Below are 22,227 nucleotides of genomic sequence, written 5' to 3'. Positions count from 1 at the left end.
GTGCGGCGACATGTCCGCCCGGTCGGCGAACGGTCCTCAGGACGGCTTGATGTTGTGGTTGAACCGGAAGACGTTGTCCGGGTCGTACCGTCGCTTCACCTCGGCCAGCCGCCGGTGGTTCTCGACCCCGAGGCCGGCCTCCACCCGTTGCGCGCCCTCGTCGCCGATGAAGTTGAGGTAGGCCGCGCCGGTGCTCCACGGCTGGACGCCGGCGCGCACGCTCCGTACCCACCGCAGGGCCCGCTCGTCGTCCGCCGGGTCCGTCCAGACCCCGAACGGATGCACCACCCACGGCGCGTCGCGGAAGGGCACCGGGAACTCCGCGGGACCCGCGGCGACCGCGCCGCCCTGCGGGAACAGGACGTGCCGCGTGCTGGTGGGCACCGGCTCGGTGTCCGCGAGGGCGCAGAAGACCTCCACGGCCTCGTCGGGCAGAGCCGCCAGGAACTCGGCCGACCAGTAGTTCCGCTGGCCGGGCGGATCTTCGAGCATGCACTGGAAGTCGGCGTACGGCAGCGCGGTGACGACCTCCGCCTCGTGCGGCAGCGCCAGCAGCGGCTGGGCGAGCCTGCGCATGTCCTCCTCGGGACCCGCGTAGGTCAGCAGCGAGGCGCACAGCAGCTGCCCGACCAGATGCGCGGGCATGAACTCCGCGGACGGGCCGGTCAGGTACATCACGGTGCCGCCCGCCTCCTGCGGGCCGTACTCGATGATCTCGCGGTAGGTGCGCACGACCTCGGGCCCGAACTCGGGCAGGTGCATCAGCAGCGCGACGGAGAACCGCGGCAGTTCGTGCAGCTTCAGGGTGATCGCGGTGGCGACGCCGAAGTTGCCGCCGCCGCCGTGCAGGGCCCAGAACAGTTCCGGGTGTTCGTCGGCGTTCGCGTGGATCCGGGAGCCGTCGGCGGTGACCAGTTCGACGCCCAGCAGGTTGTCGACGGCCAGCCCGCACCAGCGGTCCAGCCAGCCCGTGCCGCCGCCCAGTACGAAGCCGCCGACGCCGGTGCTGGAGATCCGGCCGCCGGTGGTGGCGAGGTCGTAGGGCTGGGTGGCACGGTCCAGGTGGCTCATCGTGGCCCCGCCCCCGATCCGTACCGCCTCGGCCGCGGCATGGACAGTCGCCTCGTGCATCCGGCGCAGATCGACGACGAGGGCGCCGTCACCGAGCGCCATGCCCGCCACGCTGTGTCCGCCGCCGCGCACCGCGACATGCAGGTCCAGGTCCCGCGCGAAGCGCACCGCCCGGACGACGTCGGCCTCGTCCACGCATTGCGCGATCACGGCGGGACGCCGGTCGATCATGGCGTTGTACACGGTCCGGGCCTCGTCGTAGCCCTCGTCGCCCGGGGCGAACACCTCGCCGGCCAGCTCCTCGCGGAGTGCCGTGAGTGCCGCACCCGCCTTCGATGGGGGAGCCATGGCCGCCCCCTTCCCGGAAGGGACCTCTGCCGCTTCCAGCGTAGGAGGGAGCGGCCATCCGGTCCTGTTCAGCCTCCGTAGGCCCCGGACGCCGTCAGTCGCAGCGCCGTGTCGATCAGCGGGACGTGGCTGAAGGCCTGCGGGAAGTTGCCGACCTGGCGCTGAAGACGCGGGTCCCACTCCTCCGCGAGCAGGCCCAGGTCGTTGCGCAGCGCCAGCAGCCGCTCGAACAGTCTGCGGGCCTCGTCCACACGGCCGATCATCGCGAGGTCGTCCGCCATCCAGAACGAACAGGCCAGGAAGGCGCCCTCGTCGCCGGGGAGCCCGTCGACGCCTTCCTTGCTGCCGTCCGTCGGGTAGCGCAGGATGAAGCCGTCCGAGGTGGACAGCTCCCGCTGGATCGCCTCGATCGTGCCGATCACCCGCTTGTCGTCCGGGGGCAGGAAGCCCATCTGCGGAATCAGCAGCAGCGAGGCGTCCAGCTCCTTCGAGCCGTACGACTGCGTGAAGGTGTTGCGCTCCTTGTCGTAGCCCCGCTCGCACACGTCCCGGTGGATGTCGTCGCGCAGCTCGCGCCACTTCTCCAGCGGGCCGTCCGCGTCACCGGACTCGATGAGCTTGATCGTGCGGTCGACGGCGACCCAGGCCATCACCTTGGAGTGCACGAAGTGGCGGCGCGGGCCGCGCACCTCCCAGATGCCCTCGTCCGGCTCGTCCCAGTGGTCCTCCAGATAGCGGATCAGCTTCAGCTGGAGCACGGAGGCGTAGTCGTTGCGGGCCAGGCCCGTCATATGGGCCAGGTGCAGGGCCTCGGTGACCTCGCCGTACACGTCCAGCTGGAGCTGGTGCGCGGCGCCGTTGCCGACCCGGACCGGGGCCGACTGCTCGTAGCCCGGCAGCCAGTCCAGCTCGGCCTCACCGAGCTCGCGTTCGCCCGCGATGCCGTACATGATCTGGAGGTTCTCCGGATCGCCGGCCACGGCCCGCAGCAGCCACTCGCGCCAGGCGCGGGCCTCCTCGCGGTAGCCGGTGCGCAGCAGCGAGGAGAGCGTGATGGCCGCGTCCCGCAGCCAGGTGTAGCGGTAGTCCCAGTTGCGCACCCCGCCGATGTCCTCCGGGAGGGAGGTGGTGGGCGCGGCGACGATACCGCCGGTCGGGGCGTAGGTGAGGGCCTTGAGCGTGATCAGGGAGCGGACCACGGCCTCCCGGTAGGGACCGTGGTACGTACAGTGGTCCACCCACTCGCGCCAGAACTCCTCCGTCGCCTCCAGCGACTGTTCCGGCTCCGGCAGCGCCGGCGGCTCCTTGTGCGAGGGCTGCCACGAGATGGTGAACGCGATCCGGTCGCCCGGCGCCACGGTGAAGTCCGCGTACGTCGTCAGCGCCTTGCCGTAGGTCTCGGCGCTGGTGTCGAACCACACCGAGTCCGGGCCCGCCACGGCGACCGTACGCCCTTCGTGCTTGTGCACCCACGGCACGACTCGGCCGTAGGAGAAACGCATCCGGAGCGCCGAGCGCATCGGGACGCGGCCCGAGACACCTTCCACGATCCGGATCAGCTGCGGCGCGCCGTCGCGCGGGGGCATGAAATCGATCACCCGGACCGTGCCGCGCGGGGTGTCCCACTCGGATTCCAGGATCAGCGAGTCGCCGCGGTAGCTGCGACGGGCCGCCGTGGGCGGCTGGGCGTCGGCGGCATGGGCGGGGCCCAGCCGCCAGAACCCGTGTTCCTCGGTGCCGAGCAGACCGGCGAAGATGGCATGCGAGTCGAAGCGGGGCAGGCACAGCCAGTCGACCGTGCCGTCCCGGCAGACCAGCGCCGCTGTCTGCATGTCTCCGATGAGTGCGTAGTCTTCGATGCGCCCGGCCACGTGCAACTCCAGTCGAACGGCCACGTCACCCCACGCAAATGGGGCTGTCGCTAGTGCGGTCAAGGGGTCGTTTGTTATGCGTCGCTGAGCGGTGAAGCAAAGCAGCCGCTCAGCCTTGAGGCAAAACGCCGATTGTTGGTCAACGAACTGACGAGCTCTCGTTGTTCCGGTGATGACGGACGGGGGTGGTGCCGTGTTGTCCGGCCGGGCTCGGCAGCGAGTGTCCGAGCAGGATACGACGCACGTAGATGATCTGCGTGCCGCTCCGGGTAACGCGCCTGGGCTGAACGGGTGAGTAACCGGTGAGAACCACGTGACAGACGCGCGTCCGTATCGGCACGGGCGCAGAGCGTGGCCGGAAGCCATCCCTCTCAGGCGCTGATACCCTGGTAGCCCGTGGACCGGTGGGCATGAAACCCCCGAACCGCAGCGACGGCGCCTCCGCGAAAACCGGAAATCTCCGGCCCGGACCGCCGCACCGCACCCCCAGACCGCGACCACGGGAGCCCCCTCTTGGCCATGACGCCCAAATCCACGACGACCAAGCACATCTTCGTCACCGGGGGTGTCGCCTCCTCGCTCGGCAAGGGCCTGACCGCCTCCAGCCTCGGCATGCTGCTGAAGGCGCGGGGCCTGCGCGTCGTGATGCAGAAGCTCGACCCGTACCTGAACGTCGACCCCGGCACGATGAACCCGTTCCAGCACGGTGAGGTGTTCGTCACCAACGACGGCGCCGAGACCGACCTGGACATCGGACACTACGAGCGCTTCCTCGACCGTGACCTGGACGGCTCCGCCAATGTCACGACCGGGCAGGTCTACTCGACGGTGATCGCCAAGGAGCGGCGCGGCGAGTACCTGGGCGACACGGTGCAGGTCATCCCGCACATCACCAACGAGATCAAGCACCGGATCCGCCGGATGGCGACCGACGCGGTCGACGTCGTGATCACCGAGGTCGGCGGCACGGTCGGCGACATCGAGTCGCTGCCGTTCCTGGAGACGGTCCGCCAGGTCCGGCACGAGGTCGGCCGGGACAACGTCTTCGTCGTGCACATCTCGCTCCTGCCCTACATCGGCCCGTCCGGCGAGCTGAAGACCAAGCCGACCCAGCACTCGGTCGCGGCGCTGCGCAACATCGGTATCCAGCCGGACGCGATCGTCCTGCGCTGCGACCGCGAGGTGCCCACCGCGATCAAGCGCAAGATCTCGCTGATGTGCGACGTCGACGAGGACGCGGTCGTCGCGTGCCCGGACGCGCGCTCCATCTACGACATCCCGAAGACCGTGCACGGCGAGGGCCTGGACGCCTATGTCGTCCGCAAGCTGGACCTGCCGTTCCGTGACGTGGACTGGACGACCTGGGACGACCTGCTCGACCGCGTCCACAACCCCGACCACGAGATCACCCTGGCCCTGGTCGGCAAGTACATCGACCTGCCCGACGCCTACCTCTCGGTCACCGAGGCGCTGCGCGCCGGCGGTTTCGCGAACAAGGCCCGCGTGAAGATCAAGTGGGTCACGTCCGACGACTGCAAGACCCCGGCCGGCGCGGCGCAGCAGCTCGGCGACGTCGACGGCATCTGCATCCCCGGCGGCTTCGGCGACCGCGGCGTGCTCGGCAAGGTCGGCGCCATCCGCTACGCCCGCGAGAACCGGATCCCGCTGCTCGGCCTCTGCCTGGGCCTGCAGTGCATCGTGATCGAGGCGGCCCGCAACCTCGCCGACATCCCCGACGCGAACTCCACCGAGTTCGACTCCGGCACCGGCCACCCGGTGATCTCCACCATGGCCGAGCAGCTCGACATCGTGGCCGGCGAGGGCGACATGGGCGGCACGATGCGCCTGGGCATGTACCCCGCCAAGCTGGCCGAGGGCTCCATCGTGCGCGAGGTCTACGACGACAAGGAGTACGTCGAGGAGCGGCACCGTCACCGCTACGAGGTGAACAACGCCTACCGCGCGGAGCTGGAGAAGAAGGCGGGGATCCTCTTCTCGGGCACCTCGCCGGACGGCAAGCTCGTCGAGTACGTCGAATACCCGCGGGACGTCCACCCCTACCTGGTCGCCACGCAGGCCCACCCGGAGCTGCGCTCGCGGCCGACCCGTCCGCACCCGCTGTTCGCGGGCCTGGTGAAGGCGGCCGTGCAGCGTCAGGTCGCGGCGCGGCAGAATTCCGAGTAACACACCGGTTGTACGGTGGCCGGGGTGCAAACCTTCAAAGGTGGGCACCCCGGTTTTTTCGTGGGGCCGGTCTCTCCAGTGGTGTGCCGGTCGCTCCGGCACGTGTGGAAGGACAGGGCATGACGATCAAGGACACCCCCCAGCAGTGGGAGATCCGGGCGACGGAGACCCCCTTCGTGGGCAACAAGACCTCCGTCCGCACCGACGCCGTGGTCATGCCCGACGGCTCGGTGGTCCACCGTGACTACCAGGTCCACCCCGGCTCGGTCGCCGTCCTCGCCCTCGACGAGGAGGGCCGGGTCCTGGTCATCAAGCAGTACCGCCACCCCGTGCGCCACAAGCTGTGGGAGATCCCGGCCGGGCTGCTCGACGTGCCCGGCGAGAACCCGCTGCACGCCGCCCAGCGGGAGCTGTACGAGGAGGCGCACGTCAAGGCCGAGGACTGGCGGGTCCTCACCGACGTCTACACCACGCCCGGCGGCTGCGACGAGGCCGTGCGCATCTTCCTCGCCCGTGACCTGTCCGAGGCCGAGGGGCAGCGGTTCGCGGTGGAGGACGAGGAGGCCGACATGGAGTACGCGCGCGTGCCGGTCGAGGAGCTCGTCCGGGGTGTGCTCGCGGGCGAGCTGCACAACAACTGCCTCGTCGTCGGCGTTCTCTCGCTGGTCGCCGCGCGCGCCGGGGACGGCCTCGACGCCCTGCGCCCCGCCGAGGCGCCCTGGCCGGCGCGCCCCTTCGACGCCTGAGGTCGCGCCCGGGGCCTGTCCGGGCCTGTCCGGCCCCGGCGTGCGGTCCCCGTGAGATCCCTGCTCGGCCCTCGCCCGGGGCCCGCCTGCGGCCTTCCCGGGCCCTGCCCGCGCCCCTTCCGACGTCCTTCCGCGTCAGCGGCCGTACGTCCTTCCGCGTCAGCGGCTCCCACCCCCGGTGTGACGATCGCCTGATCCGATCGGGGGACCCCTCCGCCCTGCTCCGCCAGGATCGTCGCAGAGCGTGAACTAGGCTCTGGAAACGCCCGATCCGGAGACCCGGCGGGCTTGCGCGTGTGGTGGGACGGGAGTGTGGCCCGTGACGGATCAGGCGGTGGACACAGGCGGCGTTCAGCTGTCGGGACGCACGTCGGTGGACAGCCATTTCCTGGGCCGTACAAGGGAGTTGAAGGACCTGCGCGCCGACATCGAGCGCGCGGGCCTCGACACCCTCTCCGGGAGGAAAGCGCCACGCGCGAGGGTGCTCCTCATCGCGGGCAGGCCCGGATCGGGACGCACGGCGCTCGCCGAGGAGCTCGTACGGGAGATTGCGGACCGTTACGACGGGGGCGTGCTGCGCGCCCGGCTCAGCGAGCCGGACGGCACGCCCGTGCCGGTGGAGCGCACCGCCCGCGAACTGCTCTCCGCGCTGGACCGGCCGGCCCCGCCGGGTGCCGCCGAGGACGACCTCAGCGAGGCCCTGCGGGCCGCCCTGGCGGGCCGCAAGGTGCTGCTCCTGCTGGACGACGCGGCCGGCGCCGAGCAGGTCGACGCGCTGCTCCCGGACACCCCCGAGTGTCTGGTCGTCGCCGTCGCCGGGGGCCCGTTGACCGGGATCTCGGACGTCCGCCCGTGCACCATCGGCGGACTCGACACGAAGTCCGCCCTGGAGCTGCTGACCCGGCACACCGGCTCGGTCCGCATCACGGTCGATCCCCGGGCCGCCGAGGGCCTGGTCGAGGAGTGCCGGGCGCAGCCCGCCGCGCTGCGGCTGGCCGGCGGCTGGCTCGCGGCCCGCCCCAAGGCGGCCGTCGCCGACCTCGCCAAGCAGCTGCACACGGACGGCAGCGACAGCACGCCCCTCAGCCGTGTCTTCCGGCTCGTGCACGCCTCCCTGCCCGCCCCCGCGGCCCGGATACTGCGACTGCTCTCCCTCGCCCCGGCCGGTCTCGTCGACCCGCACACCGCCTCCGCGCTGGCCGGCTGCTCGGTGAGCGGCGCCCACACCATGCTCGACGACTTCGTCGCCCTGGGCCTGCTGCGGGTCGTGGACTCGCCGCTGCCGCAGTACGAGGTCCCCGGCTGTCTGCAGCCGCTGCTCCAGGCCGCCAGCGAGGCCCAGGACCGCCCCGCCGAGCTCCAGCTCGCCCGCGCCCGGATGCTGGAGCGGACGGTACGGCTGTTGCAGTCCTGCCGGGCGATCACGGAGACGGACAACCCCGAGGCGCGCGAGAAGCTCCAGGGCATGCCCCGCGCGCTGCGCTTCCCCGGTCCCCGTGCCGCCGCCGACTGGCTGACCTTCCGCCGGTCCGCCCTGCTGGCCTCGGCCCGGCTCGCGGTCGCCGACGGCGAGCTGGACACGCTGGCCCGCCGTCTGATGTCCCAGCTGGTCAGGGCCATGGTCGCGCACTTCGGCACCCAGGCGGCGGCCGCCGACCTGTACGGCATCCACCGTCTCGTGCTCGACGTGGCCGAGCGCCGCGACCTGCCCCGCGAGAAGGCCGCCGCCCTGCTGAACCTCGCCGACGTCGACGCGCAGACCGGCCGTACGGCGGAGGCGCTGGTGCGCTACCGGGCGGCGCTGGACGCAGGGCGCGAGGCGAACGACCCGTACGCGACCGGCCGCGCGATGGAATCCGTAGGCGGCGCACACCTGGAGCTCGCGGACTACGACCGGGCCGCCGACTGGTTCGGCCGGGCCCTGGCCCAGCGCCTGGCCCGGGACGAACGCGCCGACGCCGCCCGGCTGTACGGCCGTATCGCCACCGCGCACACCTACGCGGGCCGCTACGGCGAGGCGTTGCGGCACTGGCGGGCGGCGGTCTCCGGACACCGCAAGAACGGCGATGTGGCCGCTCAGGCACGGGCGTTGAGCGAGCTGGCGCGCGTCCAGGAGTACGCGGGCCGGCCGGAGGAGTCGCTGCGCACCTGCCAGGAGGCGGTGGAGTGGGCGCGCCGGGCCGAGGACGTACGGCTGCAGGCCGCGCTCCAGTTGCGACTGGCCGACACCCTGGAGCATCTCGGCGACCCGGCGGGCGCCCGACTGCACCGTGGGACGGCGGAGCGCATGCTGGGTGATGAGCTCCCGGAGAGCGTCGGAGAGCCGGAGCCATCGGAACACGGCGCTAACGCCTGCGAAATCCGCAGTGCATCCACTGAAGATTGATGCAATGAAAGGCTAGACAGCGGGAACACCTTCATTAAACTGGCTCTGCCGCACGTTCTCCTGCGGTGCATCCCTGTGCGCCCTCATGCGTACGGGTATGTGTTGCATTGCCCCACACCCTCTGAGCCAAGGACCGTGATCGACGTGAAGGTCGGCATCCCCCGCGAGGTCAAGAACAACGAGTTCCGGGTGGCCATCACCCCCGCCGGCGTGCACGAGCTGGTGCGCCACGGCCACCAGGTGGTCATCGAGCGCAACGCCGGCGTCGGCTCGTCGATCACGGACGACGAGTACGTCGCCGCCGGTGCCCGGATCCTGGAGACGGCCGACGAGGTGTGGGCCGCCGCCGACCTGCTGCTGAAGGTCAAGGAGCCGATCGCCGAGGAGTACCACCGCCTCCGCAAGGACCAGACGCTCTTCACCTACCTGCACCTCGCCGCCTCGAAGGAGTGCACGGACGCCCTCCTGGAGTCCGGCACCACGGCGATCGCGTACGAGACGGTCGAGCTGCCGGGCCGCGGCCTGCCGCTGCTCGCCCCGATGTCCGAGGTCGCGGGCCGGCTGGCCCCGCAGGTCGGCGCCTACCACCTGATGCGCGCCAACGGCGGCCGCGGTGTGCTGCCGGGCGGCGTCCCGGGCGTGACCCCGGCCAAGGCCGTCGTCATCGGCGGTGGCGTCTCCGGCTGGAACGCCGTCCAGATCGCCGTCGGCATGGGCTTCGACGTGACCCTGCTGGACCGCGACATCAACAAGCTGCGCGAGGCCGACAAGATCTTCGGCACCAAGGTCAAGGCCATCATGTCCAACTCCTTCGAGCTGGAGAAGGCCGTCCTCGACGCCGACCTCGTCATCGGCGCGGTGCTCATCCCGGGCGCCAAGGCCCCGAAGCTCGTCACCAACGAGCTGGTCTCCCGCATGAAGCCGGGAAGTGTCCTTGTCGACATCGCGATCGACCAGGGCGGCTGCTTCGAGGACTCGCGTCCCACCACGCACGCCGAGCCGACCTTCCAGGTCCACAACTCGGTCTTCTACTGCGTCGCCAACATGCCGGGCGCGGTGCCCAGCACCTCCACCAACGCCCTCACCAACGCCACGCTGCCCTACATCGTGTCCCTCGCCGACAACGGCTGGGTCGAGGCGCTGCGCCGCGACGCCGCGCTGGCCAGGGGTCTCAACACCCATGACGGCCAGGTCGTTTACCGCGAGGTCGCCGAAGCGCACGGTCTGTCGCACGTCGAGCTCGACGTCCTGCTCGGCTAAGTCGTCAAACGGTAATGGCGATACGTCAACACGGATCGTCAACGCAGCACACCCGGCCGGACCTTGCCGACGAGGTCCGGCCGGGTGTGTGTATGGTCACTTTGCGGCTCTCGGCCAACTCGCCTCGAACGTAACCCTTGAACCGATTCGTACACCGGTGAAACCTGCTGTGCGACGGCCGTACGCCCTTGACAGAGGGATGTTTCATTGCCGACACATCCTGCCGGGTCCGGCGGATTGTGTTGCTGCGGACGCCCGACACGCCATAGAGTCGCCAACCGTCGGCATGGTGCCACGCTGACCTGTCTAGAAGTTTCCTGGTCACCAAGGAGGTAAGACGACTTGTGAATGAGTCGACATTTTCTCCCGGGGGTGGTCAACCAGGAATGCCTGTCCGGGGCCAGGGCCCCGCGGGGTTCGAGGCTGTCGGCTCTGTTGCTGTGCGCACCTTCGCAGCCCACCAGAGTCACCAGCCCCCGAGGGTGACTCAGCCAGCACCCCAGAGCATGGATGGCCATCACGTGAACGCCATGGCCGGCGACGGAAGTGGCGCGCCCCACAACCACTTCGCCGACTACGACGAACTGCCCCAAGGGCACTTCTACGATCCCGACGCCGAGTACGAGCCCGACCCCGAGTACGCGGCCACGCTCGCGCCCGACGCTGCCCGGCAGCGCCGCGAGCGCGTCGGCCCGACCGGCCGGCCGCTGCCCTACTTCCCGATCCCGGGCCCGCTGACCGACCACGGTCCCGCGACGATCATCGCGATGTGCAACCAGAAGGGCGGCGTCGGCAAGACGACGTCGACCATCAACCTGGGTGCCGCCCTCGCGGAGTACGGCCGTCGGGTGCTGCTCGTGGACTTCGACCCGCAGGGCGCGCTGTCGGTCGGTCTCGGCGTCAACCCGATGGAGCTCGACCTCACCGTCTACAACCTGCTCATGGAGCGGGGCATGTCGGCGGACGAGGTGCTCCTGAAGACGGCGGTCCCGAACATGGACCTGCTGCCCAGCAACATCGACCTGTCGGCCGCCGAGGTCCAGCTCGTGAGCGAGGTCGCGCGCGAGTCGACGCTCCAGCGGGCGCTGAAGCCGCTGCTGCCCGACTACGACTACATCGTGATCGACTGTCAGCCCTCGCTCGGCCTGCTCACGGTCAACGCCCTGACGGCCGCGCACAAGGTGATCGTGCCGCTCGAGTGCGAGTTCTTCGCCCTCCGCGGTGTGGCGCTGCTGACGGAGACCATCGAGAAGGTCCAGGAACGGCTCAACCCGGAACTGGAGCTCGACGGGATCCTCGCCACGATGTACGACTCGCGCACCGTGCACAGCCGTGAGGTGCTCGCGCGCGTCGTCGAAGCCTTCGACGACCACGTCTACCACACGGTCATCGGGCGCACGGTCCGCTTCCCGGAGACCACGGTCGCCGGTGAGCCGATCACGACGTACGCCTCCAACTCCGTCGGCGCCGCCGCCTATCGCCAGCTCGCCAGGGAGGTGCTCGCCCGGTGTCACGCCGAGTGAGTCTGCCGGGGGCCGACGAACTGTTCCGTACGACAGGGGGAACGGCACTCCAGCCGTCCACTCCACGGCGCCCGGCCAACGGCGAGGCCCGGGTGCCGGCTCCGGCGGGGGAGAGCGACCAGACGGCCGCCGCCCCGGCGGAGGACGCACCGCAGTCGGTGCCCGCCCAGGGCGGCGACGGCGAGGGCGCCGAGCATGTGGCCGTCGACGCCGATTCGGTCGACGCGGGGGAGTCCCGGATCCGGGCCGCCGCCGCGGAGCGCACCGCACGGCGTGGGGCGGCGCAGGAAGGTTCTGCCGACGCGCAGCCGCGCAAGCGGGGGCGGTCGCCCGCCCGGCGGCCCAGCGGGCGTGAACGGCACGACGAGAAGATCACGGTGTACGTGTCCGCAGAGGAGCTCATGGACCTGGAGCACGCCCGTCTCGTGCTCCGCGGTGAACACGGACTGGCCGTCGACCGCGGGCGGATCGTCCGCGAGGCGGTCGCCGTGGTCCTCGCTGACCTGGAGTCCCGCGGGGACGCGAGCATCCTCGTACGACGGCTGCGCGGGCGGTAGCGGTAGCCTGCGGGGGCCATGACCTCGAACGACGCTCCCGTGCCCGGCGCTCCCGCCGGCCGTCGGCGTGCGCTGGGACGAGGTCCGGGCGCGGTCGGCGTCCCGGCGCCCGTGACGGCTCCGGAGCCCGGGACGGTCGTACCGGAGCCAGAGCCCGTCGTACCGGCCCCGGAGCCCGAGACGGTCGTACCGGAGCCGAAGCCGGAGCGCGAGGCCGAGGCGGTCGCGACCGCCGTGGCGGAACCGGAACCGGGACCGAATTCCGCGCCCGAGGTCTCTCCTCGTGAATCCGGGTCCGCGCCCGAGGTCTCTCCTCGTGAATCCGGGTCCGCGCCCGAGATCTCTCTTCGTGAGCCCGAGCCCAAGCCCGAGCCCGAGGCCGCAGACGGTGTCTTCAAGGTCCGGCTCGCGAACTTCGAGGGCCCTTTCGATCTGCTCCTCCAGCTGATCTCCAAGCACAAGCTCGACGTCACCGAAGTGGCCCTGTCGAAGGTGACCGACGAGTTCATGGCGCACATCCGGGCGATGGGCCCGGACTGGGACCTCGACCAGACGACCGAGTTCCTGGTGGTGGCCGCCACGCTGCTCGACCTGAAGGCGGCCCGGCTGCTGCCCTCCGCCGAGGTGGAGGACGAGGCCGACCTGGCCCTGCTGGAGGCCCGTGACCTGCTCTTCGCGCGGTTGTTGCAGTACCGGGCCTACAAGCAGATCGCTGACATCTTCAACCACCGGCTGGTGCAGGAGTCCCGCCGCTACCCCCGTACCGTCGGTCTTGAACCCCACCACGCCGAGCTGCTGCCCGAGGTGGTCATCAGCATCGGCCCGGAGGGCTTCGCCCGGCTCGCGGTCAAGGCGATGCAGCCCCGGGCCAAGCCGCAGGTGTACGTCGACCACATCCACGCGCCGCTGGTCAGCGTGCAGGAGCAGGCCGGGATCGTGGTCGCGCGGCTGCGGGAGCTCGGCGAGGCCAGCTTCCGCGTGCTCGTCGAGGACACCGACGACACCCTCACCGTCGTGGCGCGGTTCCTGGCGCTGCTGGAGCTGTACCGGGAGAAGGCCGTCGCCCTGGAGCAGGAGGACGCCCTCGGGGACCTCCTGGTGCGCTGGACCGGCGGGGACGGGGGAGTTGCCCCGACGGTCACCGACGAGTTCGACCGGCCGCCCGAGGTACCCAAGGAGGAGAAGAAGGCGTGAGCCAGGAGACCACCGACCACGCGGCCGGGCCGAGCGCCGTCGCCGGCCTCGACCTCAAACCGGCCCTGGAGGCCGTCCTCATGGTCGTGGACGAGCCCGCGACCGAGGAGCACCTCGCGAAGATACTCCAGCGGCCGAAGCGGCAGATCGGGGACGCCCTGCGTGAGCTGGCCGACGAGTACACCGTGCAACGGCGCGGCTTCGAACTCCGGCTCATCGCGGGCGGCTGGCGCTTCTACACCCGGCCCGAGTACGCGGCGGCCGTGGAGGGCTTCGTCCTGGACGGCCAGCAGGCGCGGCTCACCCAGGCCGCGCTGGAGACCCTGGCGGTGGTCGCCTACCGCCAGCCGGTCAGCCGCAGCAGGGTCTCCGCGGTCCGCGGAGTCAACTGCGACGGGGTCATGCGCACCCTTCTGCAACGCGGTCTCGTCGAGGAGGCGGGCGCGGAACCCGAAACAGGTGCGATCCTGTACGTGACGACGAACTACTTTCTGGAGCGAATGGGCCTGCGAGGCCTGGACGAGCTCCCGGAGCTCGCGCCCTTCCTCCCGGAGGCGGCGGCGATCGAGGCCGAGACCCAGGAAGGGGTTCCGTCGTTCGACCCGGACGCGCCCGACGCGCCCGGCGCAGACGACGAACACACGACGACGACGGAAATTTGATGCGAAGCAGCGGCAGCGGTAGCGGCAAGAGCGGCGGGCGGGGCAACCAGCGCGGCGCCGGCAACAGCAGGGACGACAAGCAGGGGCAGGGCCGCCCCCGCAAGCCCCGCCCCGAGGAGCGCCGCTACGACGTGGGCCCCGGCGCGACCAAGGACGGCCCCAAGGCCGGACGCGGCGGCGCGGCGCGCGGCGGTGCCAAGGGCGGCCCCAAGCAGTCCCAGTCCCCGCAGGGCGGCGGCCGTGGCCGTACGGAACCCGCCCGCTCCCGCGAGTACGAGACGCGGGCCGAGGAGCGCAACCGGGAGAGGTACGCGGACAAGAAGGACGTCAGGCCGCCCAAGACCTTCCCGGGCGCCGAGCAGGAGGGCGAGCGCCTGCAGAAGGTCCTCGCGCGCGCGGGCTACGGCTCCCGGCGCGCCTGCGAGGAACTGATCGAGCAGGCGCGGGTCGAGGTCAACGGCGAGATCGTCCTCGAGCAGGGCAAGCGGGTCGACCCGGAGCACGACGAGGTCAAGGTCGACGGCCTGACGGTCGCGACCCAGTCGTACCAGTTCTTCTCGCTGAACAAGCCCGCCGGTGTCGTCTCCACCATGGAGGACCCCGAGGGCCGGCAGTGCCTCGGCGACTACGTCACCAACCGGGAGACCAGGCTCTTCCACGTCGGCCGGCTCGACACCGAGACCGAGGGTGTCATCCTGCTCACCAACCACGGCGAGCTGGCCCACCGGCTGACCCACCCCAAGTACGGCGTGAAGAAGACCTACCTCGCGCACATCGTGGGCCCGATCCCGCGTGACCTGGGCAAGCAGCTCAAGGACGGCATCCAGCTGGAGGACGGGTACGCGCGCGCGGACCACTTCCGGGTCGTCGAGCAGACCGGCAAGAACTACCTCGTCGAGGTCACCCTGCACGAGGGCCGCAAGCACATCGTGCGCCGCATGCTCGCCGAGGCCGGCTTCCCGGTCGACAAGCTGGTGCGGGTCTCCTTCGGTCCGATCACCCTGGGCGACCAGAAGTCGGGCTGGCTGCGCCGGCTGTCCAACACCGAGGTCGGCATGCTGCTCAAGGAGGTCGACCTCTAGGTCGGCCAGGGCGACACCCGCTTGTCACGGACCACCACCCCCTTTTATAGTCGTCATGACTATTAAGAGGGGGTGGTCGCCGTGCCGGCACCGGGCAGCCGTGGAACCGCGGGGCCGACCGGGCCTGGAGGGCCTGCAGGGGTTACGGGGCCTGTGGGGGCTACAGGGCCTGCGGGGTACGACAAGTACGCCTTCGAGCCCTTCGCCGTCACCGTCGATCTCGCCGTGCTCACCCTCCTCGACGGCGCTCTGCACGTGCTGCTCGTCGAGCGCGGACAGGAGCCGTACGCCGGACACTGGGCGCTGCCCGGCGGCTTCGTGCTGCCCCAGGAGTCCGCGGAGGCGGCGGCCCGGCGCGAACTCGCCGAGGAGACCGGCCTGTCGGACGTCTCCGGACTGCACCTGGAACAACTGCGCACCTACAGCGAGCCCGACCGCGACCCCCGGATGCGGGTCGTGTCGGTCGCCTTCGCCGCACTGCTCCCGGACGCCCCCGAGCCGCACGGCGGTGGGGACGCGGCGCAGGCCCGCTGGCTGCCGTACGAGTCCGCCGCGCCGCTCGCCTTCGACCACGACCGGATCCTCGCCGACGCCCACGACCGCGTCGGCGCCAAGCTCGAGTACACCAGCCTCGCCACCGCCTTCTGCCCGCCGGAGTTCACCCTCGGCGAGTTGCAGCGGGTCTACGAGACGGTCTGGGGCACGGACCTCGACCGTCCCAACTTCCGGCGCAAGGTGCTCGCCACGCCCGGCTTCGTCGAGCCCGTCCCGGGTGCCGCCCGGCTGACCGGCGGCCGTGGAAAACCGGCCGCGCTGTACCGGGCCGGTGGCGCCGCCACCCTCCATCCGCCGCTGCTGCGCACACCCAGGGAAGGACGCCCCGCATGACCACCACGACCACGGTCCACAAACGCGCCGCCACCGGAGCCCTGCTGGGCCTCGCCCTCGGCGACGCGCTGGGCTTCCCGACCGAGTTCAACGACGTACCGTCGATCCTCGCGAAGTTCGGCCCCTGGCGCGAGATGCCCCTCGTCAGGCCCGCGATCGTCAGCGACGACACCCAGATGACACTGGCGCTGGGGCGCGGGCTGCGCACGGCGATGGACCGGGGGCTGCTCGGGCCGAAGCGGCTGGAGCGGCCGGTGCGCGAGGAGTTCGTGGACTGGTACCAGTCGCCGGAGAACAACCGGGCCCCCGGCCGGACCTGCCTGGTCGCCTGCGATCTGCTCAAGACCCCGGGCCTGCCCTGGCAGGACGCCAGCCAGATCGGCTCCAAGGGCTGTGGCGCCAACATGCGTGTCGCCCCCGTCGGGCTGGTTCCCGGGCTGAGCGACGAACAGCGTTCGGGAGCGGCCCAGTTGCAGTCCGCCCTCACCCACGGACATCCGACGGCGCTCGCCGCGTCCGACCTCACCGCGCACGCCGTACGGCTGCTCGCCCAGGGCGCGGAGCCGACCGGGCTCGTCGGGCTGCTGCGCTCGTACGCCCTCGACCACCGCACCCGCTACCACGAGCGTTGGCTCGGCGACCTGTGGACGCGCAGTCAGGACCCCACCCCCGAGCACTTCGTCGCGCGCGGCTGGGACGAGTGCCTGGCGGTCCTGGACCGCCTTCAGGAGGCCGTGCGCGCCGGTTCCCGCGAGACCGACCCGTGTCTGGCGACGGGGGAGGGCTGGATCGCCGAGGAGGCCCTGGCGACCGGGCTGTTGTGCTTCCTGCTCTTCGTCGACGAACCGCTGACCGCGTTGCGCCGTGCCGCGTGCAGTTCCGGCGACTCCGACTCGATAGCCTGTCTGACCGGTGCCTTCGCGGGCGCGTATCTGGGGGCAGACGCCTGGCCCACCGAGTGGGCGGACCGTATCGAGTACCAGGGCGAGCTGGTGACGCTCGGCGCGCTCTGGGACGCCTGAGCGGGTGGCGGTCAGGCCAGGCTGATCGAGTCGCCGGTCACCGTGATCTTCTTCTCGGCCAGCGGATGGGCGGCCGGAGGGTGGGCCACCGAGCCGTCGGCGATGTGGAACTTGCTGCCGTGGCAGGTGCAGTTGATCGTGCCGTCGGAGACGCTGGCGACCGGGCACTGCCGGTGGGTGCAGATGTTCGTGAAGGCCTTGAACTCGCCCTTCTTCGGCTGGGTGACGACGACCTCGTCGGCCGCGAAGATCTTGCCGCCGCCGACCGGGATGTCACCGGTCTTCGCCAGCACCTTGGTTTCGGTGTCCGCGGCGGCGGAGGCCGAGACGGTCGAGGAGGCGTCGGCGGCGGAGGCGGAGTCGTTGCTGTCACCGTAGTTGCTGCAACCGGCGACGAACGCGACGGCGCCCGTCGCGAGTACGGTGCGCCGCGTCGGGCCATCGATCATGTCGTCACTCCGAAGGTGTCGAAGAACCAGAAGGCGGAGGTCAGCCAGACGACCGTGAGCACGACGAACACGAGTCCGCCGACGATCGGCAACAGCCAGCCGGGAAGCCGCTCCGAGCGGAGCAGCAGCATCTTGGCACTGAAAACACCGAAGAAGAAGCATCCCAGGACGGAGTGCCACAAAACCCTTGTTTCGTACGTCTGATAGCCCAACGCGTACAAACAGTGCACCGCGACCGGGACCGCCACCAGAAACGCCACCCGGCCCGACCACCGGTGCAGTGCCGGTGCCCAGCCGGGGCCCGGCAGCCTGCCGTACATCACCAGCGCCGAGACGAGCTGGACCAGCGCGAAGAAGACCGCCGTCGTCGCCAGCCACGACTTCACCGCGCCGGTGCTGCTGAATCCCGCGAGGTTGAAGGCCGTGCCCGCCGGGTCGTGGACCCGGCCGTAGACCCCGAGCGCGACCGCGACGCAGCCCGCGGCCAGGGCCGGGACGAGATAGCGGGCCGGGTGCGGACGACGGTGGGCGGGGGCGCGCTCGGGGGAGGGGAAGTTCTGGGTGGCGGCGTTCGGGTCTACGGTCATGATCGGCTCCCTGCTCGAAGGGGTCAGGGGATTGCGGGACCGGCCGTGAGCTGCTGTCCGTCGACCGTCACCGCGCCGGTCTCCGGGTCGATCGCGGGTGCCGCCCCGGGGGCGCCGTCGCGGGTGAGGACACCGACCTGCCGGCCGTCCGGCAGCACGATCCAGCCGCCGTCGACCCTCGCGCCGCGCACCGTGGCGGTCGCCCGGTACAGCCCGGACGGCTTCCTCGCCCGGTCGGCGGTGAAGGCGTAGTGCCCGCCGTCGATGTCGACGGTGCCGCGGATCCGCCGGTTCTCGGCGAGCGTGCCGTCCAGCCTCGCGCCGTGACCCCCGGTGAGCCGCAGGGTGCCGTCGTCCTGGACGTCGCCCTTCAGCCAGGACTCCTTGTCGTGTCCGTCGCAGAAGTACGCGATCGCCCTGCCGTCGCGCACGGTCACGGCGACGGCCGCCGTGTCGTCGTCGGTACGGCCCGCGTAGGAGGCGTCGGGCACGGGCGTGCGCGAGGGGCTGGGTGAGGCCGAGGGCGACGGTGTCGGTGATGGTGATAGTCCGGTCTCGGCGGCCGCCGGGGCCGGGGCCTCCCGCTGGTTCGCCGACGACGGGTTCCTCGCCCCGGTCGTCGCGTTGAGCGACAGGAGGAACAGGCCGAGCAGCAGCCCCGCGAGAAGGGTGAACAGCGGTCCAGGACGCTTCAGGCGCTTCATGGCGGCCTCCCCCGAGGCAGGTGTCCTGCCATCAGAGCCGACCCGCGCCCCGGCGTAAAGGGGCGCACGGGGGCGTTCTCACCCCAAGTAGCGGAATAGGGCGATTCGGGTGACATTGGCATGGTCCGAGCCGGGCCCTTCGACCTGGGCGCGGCAGTACCTCAGAAAGGCTTCATCATGGCGGGTAACGATCTCGGCAGTCTGCTCGGAGGCCTCCTCGGCGGTGGCCAGAGCGGTTCCTCCGGCGGCAACATCCTGGGGGCGCTGATCTCGGCCCTCGGCGGCGGCCAGGCCGGCGGCGGTCAGGCCGGCGCCGGTCAGGGCGGCGCCGCTGCCGGTCAGGGCGGTTCCTCCGGCAGCCCGCTCGGCGGCCTGATGGACATGCTCACCAAGTCCGGCCTGTCCGGCCAGATGGACTCCTGGGTCGGCACCGGCCAGAACGAGCCCGTCACCGGCCCGCAGATCCAGCAGGCGCTGCCCGACGAGACCCTCCAGCACGTCGCCCAGCAGACGGGCACCACGCCCGACCAGGCCGCGGACGAGCTGGCCAAGGCGCTGCCCAAGGCCGTCGACAGGCTCACCCCCGGCGGCAAGGTGCCCCAGGCCGCCTCCCTGGAGGAGCTCATCAGGCAGCAGATGCAGCACTGACCGCGGCGCGGCGCCCGCCGTCTCACCGGGCGGGCGCCGCACCCCGCTCGCGCCCGGTCTGACTAGGCTGGATGGACGAGAGTGATCCGTACATCAGCACATCAGCGAGGAGCAGCGCCGTGGCGGTACGAGCGGTCCGGGGGGCCGTCCAACTGGAGCGGGACGAAGCCGGCCACATGAGCGAGCAGGTCGGTGCCCTGCTGACCGCCGTGCTGGAGCGGAACGGCCTGGACACGGACGACCTGATCAGCATCTGGTTCACGGCCACACCCGACCTGCACAGCGACTTCCCGGCGGCCGCCGCCCGCAAGCTCGGCATCGTCGACGTGCCGCTGATCTGCGCCCAGGAACTCGACATCGCGGGCGCCATGCCCCGCGTGGTCCGTCTCCTCGCGCACGTCGAGTCCGACCGGCCCCGGACCGACATCGCGCACGTCTACCTCGGTGCCGCCGCGGCCCTGCGCAAGGACATCGCCCAGTGAGGACCGCGCTCGTCATCGGTACCGGACTCATCGGTACGTCCGCCGCCCTCGCCCTCGCCCAGCGCGGGGTCGTCGTCCACCTCGCCGACCACGACCCGGAGCAGGCCCGCACGGCCGCGGCCCTCGGGGCCGGCACGGACGAAGCGCCCGAAGGGCCCGTCGACCTCGCGATCGTCGCCGCACCGCCGGCCCACGTGGCCGCCGTGCTCGCGGACACCATGCGCCGGGGCCTGGCCCGCGGCTATCTCGACGTGGCCAGCGTCAAGGGCGGCCCGCGCCGCGAGCTGGAGGCGCTCGGCCTCGATCTGTCCCCGTACATCGGCAGCCACCCCATGTCGGGGCGCGAGAAGTCCGGCCCGCTGGCCGCGACGGGCGACCTTTTCGAGGGGCGCCCCTGGGTGCTCACCCCGACCCGGGACACCGACACCGAGGTGCTGAACCTCGCCCTGGAGCTGGTCTCGCACTGCCGTGCGGTGCCGGTGGTGATGGACGCCGACGCGCACGACCGCGCCGTGGCCCTCGTCTCCCACATGCCCCACCTGGTGTCCAGCATGGTCGCCGCGCGCCTGGAGAACGCCGAGGAGGCGGCCGTACGGCTGTGCGGCGGGGGCATCCGCGACGTGACCAGGATCGCCGCGTCCGACCCCCGGATGTGGATCGACATCCTCTCCGCGAACCCGGGGCCGGTCGCGGACCTCCTCGCGGACGTCTCCGCCGACCTCGACGAGACCGTCCGGTCGCTGCGCGCCCTGCAGTCCTCCGACGAGGACAAGCGCCGCGTGGGCGCCACCGGCATCGAGGACGTCCTGCGCCGCGGCAACGCCGGCCAGGTCCGCGTCCCCGGCAAGCACGGGTCCGCTCCGCGGGCGTACGAGACGGTGGTCGTCCTCATCGACGACCAGCCCGGCCAGCTGGCCCGTATCTTCGCCGACGCGGGACGGGCCGGGATCAACATCGAGGACGTACGCATCGAGCACGCGACCGGGCAGCAGGCCGGTCTGGTGCAGCTGATGGTCGAGCCGAAGTCGGCCCCCGTTCTGACGGCGGCGCTGCGCGAGCGGGGCTGGGCCATCCGGCAGTAAGACGGCGTCCGGGGAGCCAGTAACCTTGTGCGGGGCGCGGTCGTGCCCCGCCCCACCACCCCGGTCCAGGAAGGTACCCCCACTGTGGAAAGCGTCCCGGCAGTGATTGTCGCCATCGACGGCCCCTCCGGCACGGGCAAGTCGAGCACGTCCAAGGCCGTGGCCGCCCAGCTCGGGCTGAGCTACCTGGACACCGGCGCCCAGTACCGGGCGATCACCTGGTGGATGGTGAGCAACGGGATCGACGTCACCGACCCCGCCGCGATCGCCGACGCGGCCGGCAAGGCGGAGATCGTCTCCGGCACCGACCCGGCGAACCCGACGATCACGGTCGACGGTACCGACGTGGCCGGCCCGATCCGCACCCAGGAGGTCACCTCCAAGGTCAGCGCGGTCAGCGCGGTGCCCGAGGTGCGGGCCCGGATCACCGGACTCCAGCGCTCCCTGGCCGCCTCCGCGGCGCACGGGATCGTCGTCGAGGGCCGCGACATCGGGACGACCGTGCTGCCCGACGCCGACCTGAAGATCTTCCTCACCGCCTCGGCGGAGGCCCGCGCCGCCCGCCGCAGCGGTGAGCTCCAGAGCGCCGACGTGCAGGCCACCCGCGAGGCCCTGCTGAAGCGGGACGCGGCCGACTCCAGCCGTAAGACCTCCCCGCTCGCCAAGGCGGACGACGCGGTCGAGGTGGACACCTCCGATCTCACGCTCGAGCAGGTCATCGAGTGTGTCGTCACCCTCGTCGAGGAGAAGCGGGCCGCGAAGTGAGCGACCGTTCCATCCCCTCCGTCAGGGGTGCCGAGATCGGCCGACGCATCGGCGTCGGCCTGATGTACGGGCTGTGGAAGCCGCGCGTCCTGGGCGCCTGGAAGGTGCCGGCGGCCGGCCCGGTCATCTTCGCCGTCAACCACGCCCACAACATCGACGGCCCGATGGTCATGGGCGTGGCACCCCGGCCGACGCACTTCCTGATCAAGAAGGAGGCGTTCATCGGCCCGCTCGACCCGTTCCTGCTCGGCATCGGGCAGGTGAAGGTCGACCGGCAGAGCGCCGACCGCACGGCGATCACCCAGGCGCTGGACATCCTCGACCACGGCGGTGTCCTCGGTATCTTCCCGGAGGGCACCCGGGGCGAGGGCGACTTCGCCTCGCTGCGCGCGGGGCTCGCGTACTTCGCCGTACGCAGCGGGGCGCCGATCGTCCCGGTCGCGGTCCTGGGAAGCTCCGGGAAGAGCAGCCGGCTGACCAAGGCGCTGCCTCCGCTGCGCACTCGCGTCGACGTCGTCTTCGGCGACCCCTTCCAGGCGGGCGACGGCAGCGGGCGGCGCACCCGCACGGCGCTGGACGAGGCGACCGAGCGCATCCAGAAGCAGCTCGCCGCGCACCTGGACAACGCCAGGCGCCTGACCGGGCGCTGAGAGACACTTGAGTAGTGGATCACCCGATACGGGCGGTCCACCGATCACCACGATGAACGAGGTACG

21 protein-coding genes are annotated in these 22,227 nt (G+C 71.3%); 16 read left to right on the top strand and 5 right to left on the bottom strand.

Features of this window, described 5'->3' with window-relative positions; all coding sequences use genetic code 11:
- Positions 1 to 36: 36 nt before the first annotated feature.
- Entirely contained in the window at positions 37 to 1,419 is a 1,383-nt protein-coding gene (locus ACFV0T_RS18595; RefSeq protein WP_385779839.1) for an FAD-binding protein, read from the bottom strand.
- 68 nt (positions 1,420 to 1,487) lie between these two features.
- Positions 1,488 to 3,290: a glycoside hydrolase family 15 protein gene (locus tag ACFV0T_RS18590; RefSeq protein WP_385779881.1), complete on the bottom strand. Its 1,803-nt coding sequence runs from the start codon at positions 3,288 to 3,290 to the stop codon at positions 1,488 to 1,490.
- Positions 3,291 to 3,809: 519 nt separating this feature from the next.
- On the opposite strand from ACFV0T_RS18590, the gene ACFV0T_RS18585 reads away from it, so the two are divergent.
- From ACFV0T_RS18585 to ACFV0T_RS18535, 11 genes are all read left to right on the top strand, one after another.
- Entirely contained in the window at positions 3,810 to 5,474 is a 1,665-nt protein-coding gene (locus ACFV0T_RS18585; RefSeq protein WP_385779835.1) for a CTP synthase, read from the top strand.
- A gap of 119 nt (positions 5,475 to 5,593) precedes the next feature.
- On the top strand, positions 5,594 to 6,220 hold the full coding sequence (locus tag ACFV0T_RS18580; RefSeq protein WP_385779832.1) for an NUDIX domain-containing protein: 627 nt from the start codon (positions 5,594 to 5,596) through the stop codon (positions 6,218 to 6,220).
- 319 nt (positions 6,221 to 6,539) lie between these two features.
- Positions 6,540 to 8,606, top strand: a complete 2,067-nt coding sequence (locus tag ACFV0T_RS18575; protein ID WP_385779829.1) for a tetratricopeptide repeat protein — start codon at positions 6,540 to 6,542, stop codon at positions 8,604 to 8,606.
- A 135-nt stretch (positions 8,607 to 8,741) separates the two neighbouring features.
- A complete protein-coding gene (gene ald / locus ACFV0T_RS18570; protein ID WP_385779826.1) occupies positions 8,742 to 9,866 on the top strand; it encodes an alanine dehydrogenase in 1,125 nt (374 codons plus the stop codon).
- 386 nt (positions 9,867 to 10,252) lie between these two features.
- On the top strand, positions 10,253 to 11,389 hold the full coding sequence (locus ACFV0T_RS18565) for a ParA family protein (protein ID WP_385779825.1): 1,137 nt from the start codon (positions 10,253 to 10,255) through the stop codon (positions 11,387 to 11,389).
- On the top strand, positions 11,374 to 11,946 hold the full coding sequence (locus tag ACFV0T_RS18560) for a hypothetical protein (RefSeq protein ID WP_385779821.1): 573 nt from the start codon (positions 11,374 to 11,376) through the stop codon (positions 11,944 to 11,946). The genes ACFV0T_RS18565 and ACFV0T_RS18560 overlap by 16 nt, the downstream gene beginning before the upstream one ends.
- Positions 11,947 to 11,964: 18 nt before the next feature.
- Positions 11,965 to 13,140, top strand: a complete 1,176-nt coding sequence (locus ACFV0T_RS18555) for a segregation/condensation protein A (RefSeq protein ID WP_385779819.1) — start codon at positions 11,965 to 11,967, stop codon at positions 13,138 to 13,140.
- Positions 13,137 to 13,802, top strand: coding sequence for an SMC-Scp complex subunit ScpB (gene scpB, locus ACFV0T_RS18550; protein ID WP_385779817.1), 666 nt, complete (start codon positions 13,137 to 13,139; stop codon positions 13,800 to 13,802). Before ACFV0T_RS18555 ends, scpB begins: the two co-directional genes overlap by 4 nt.
- Positions 13,802 to 14,884, top strand: coding sequence for a pseudouridine synthase (locus ACFV0T_RS18545; RefSeq protein ID WP_385779815.1), 1,083 nt, complete (start codon positions 13,802 to 13,804; stop codon positions 14,882 to 14,884). The genes scpB and ACFV0T_RS18545 overlap by 1 nt, the downstream gene beginning before the upstream one ends.
- Positions 14,885 to 15,037: 153 nt before the next feature.
- The gene (locus tag ACFV0T_RS18540) at positions 15,038 to 15,772 is read left to right on the top strand and encodes an NUDIX domain-containing protein (protein WP_385779812.1); all 735 of its coding nucleotides are present in this window, start codon (positions 15,038 to 15,040) and stop codon (positions 15,770 to 15,772) included.
- Positions 15,769 to 16,794 carry an ADP-ribosylglycohydrolase family protein gene (locus ACFV0T_RS18535; protein WP_385779809.1) on the top strand — a complete coding sequence of 342 codons (1,026 nt, stop codon included), beginning with the start codon at positions 15,769 to 15,771 and terminating at the stop codon, positions 16,792 to 16,794. The genes ACFV0T_RS18540 and ACFV0T_RS18535 overlap by 4 nt, the downstream gene beginning before the upstream one ends.
- A gap of 11 nt (positions 16,795 to 16,805) precedes the next feature.
- Here ACFV0T_RS18535 and ACFV0T_RS18530 read toward each other — a convergent pair whose 3' ends face one another.
- The 3 genes from ACFV0T_RS18530 to ACFV0T_RS18520 are packed head-to-tail and all read right to left on the bottom strand — an operon-like array spanning position 16,806 to position 18,525.
- Positions 16,806 to 17,243, bottom strand: a complete 438-nt coding sequence (locus ACFV0T_RS18530) for a Rieske (2Fe-2S) protein (RefSeq protein WP_385779806.1) — start codon at positions 17,241 to 17,243, stop codon at positions 16,806 to 16,808.
- Positions 17,240 to 17,830 (bottom strand): DUF6529 family protein, encoded by a 591-nt coding sequence (locus ACFV0T_RS18525; protein WP_385779803.1) that lies wholly within the window; start codon positions 17,828 to 17,830, stop codon positions 17,240 to 17,242. Before ACFV0T_RS18525 ends, ACFV0T_RS18530 begins: the two co-directional genes overlap by 4 nt.
- A gap of 23 nt (positions 17,831 to 17,853) precedes the next feature.
- Positions 17,854 to 18,525, bottom strand: a complete 672-nt coding sequence (locus ACFV0T_RS18520) for a hypothetical protein (RefSeq protein ID WP_385779878.1) — start codon at positions 18,523 to 18,525, stop codon at positions 17,854 to 17,856.
- A gap of 186 nt (positions 18,526 to 18,711) precedes the next feature.
- Here ACFV0T_RS18520 and ACFV0T_RS18515 point away from each other — a divergent pair, with 186 nt between their 5' ends.
- From ACFV0T_RS18515 to ACFV0T_RS18495, 5 genes are all read left to right on the top strand, one after another.
- Entirely contained in the window at positions 18,712 to 19,182 is a 471-nt protein-coding gene (locus tag ACFV0T_RS18515; RefSeq protein ID WP_385779800.1) for a YidB family protein, read from the top strand.
- 119 nt (positions 19,183 to 19,301) lie between these two features.
- Positions 19,302 to 19,664, top strand: a complete 363-nt coding sequence (gene aroH, locus ACFV0T_RS18510; protein ID WP_385779797.1) for a chorismate mutase — start codon at positions 19,302 to 19,304, stop codon at positions 19,662 to 19,664.
- Complete coding sequence (locus ACFV0T_RS18505) at positions 19,661 to 20,746, top strand: prephenate dehydrogenase (RefSeq protein ID WP_385779794.1); 1,086 nt, start codon at positions 19,661 to 19,663, stop codon at positions 20,744 to 20,746. The genes aroH and ACFV0T_RS18505 overlap by 4 nt, the downstream gene beginning before the upstream one ends.
- An 84-nt stretch (positions 20,747 to 20,830) precedes the next feature.
- Complete coding sequence (cmk, locus tag ACFV0T_RS18500) at positions 20,831 to 21,511, top strand: (d)CMP kinase (protein WP_385779791.1); 681 nt, start codon at positions 20,831 to 20,833, stop codon at positions 21,509 to 21,511.
- A 62-nt stretch (positions 21,512 to 21,573) separates the two neighbouring features.
- Positions 21,574 to 22,161 (top strand): lysophospholipid acyltransferase family protein, encoded by a 588-nt coding sequence (locus tag ACFV0T_RS18495; RefSeq protein WP_385779875.1) that lies wholly within the window; start codon positions 21,574 to 21,576, stop codon positions 22,159 to 22,161.
- Positions 22,162 to 22,227 lie beyond the last annotated feature (66 nt).

The sequence above is a fragment of the Streptomyces sp. NPDC059582 genome (assembly GCF_042735715.1).
In the GTDB taxonomy this organism is placed as follows: Bacteria; Actinomycetota; Actinomycetes; order Streptomycetales; family Streptomycetaceae; genus Streptomyces.
The sequence above is the reverse complement of the archived record's forward strand: the minus strand, read 5'-3'. Positions and strand labels throughout refer to the sequence as shown.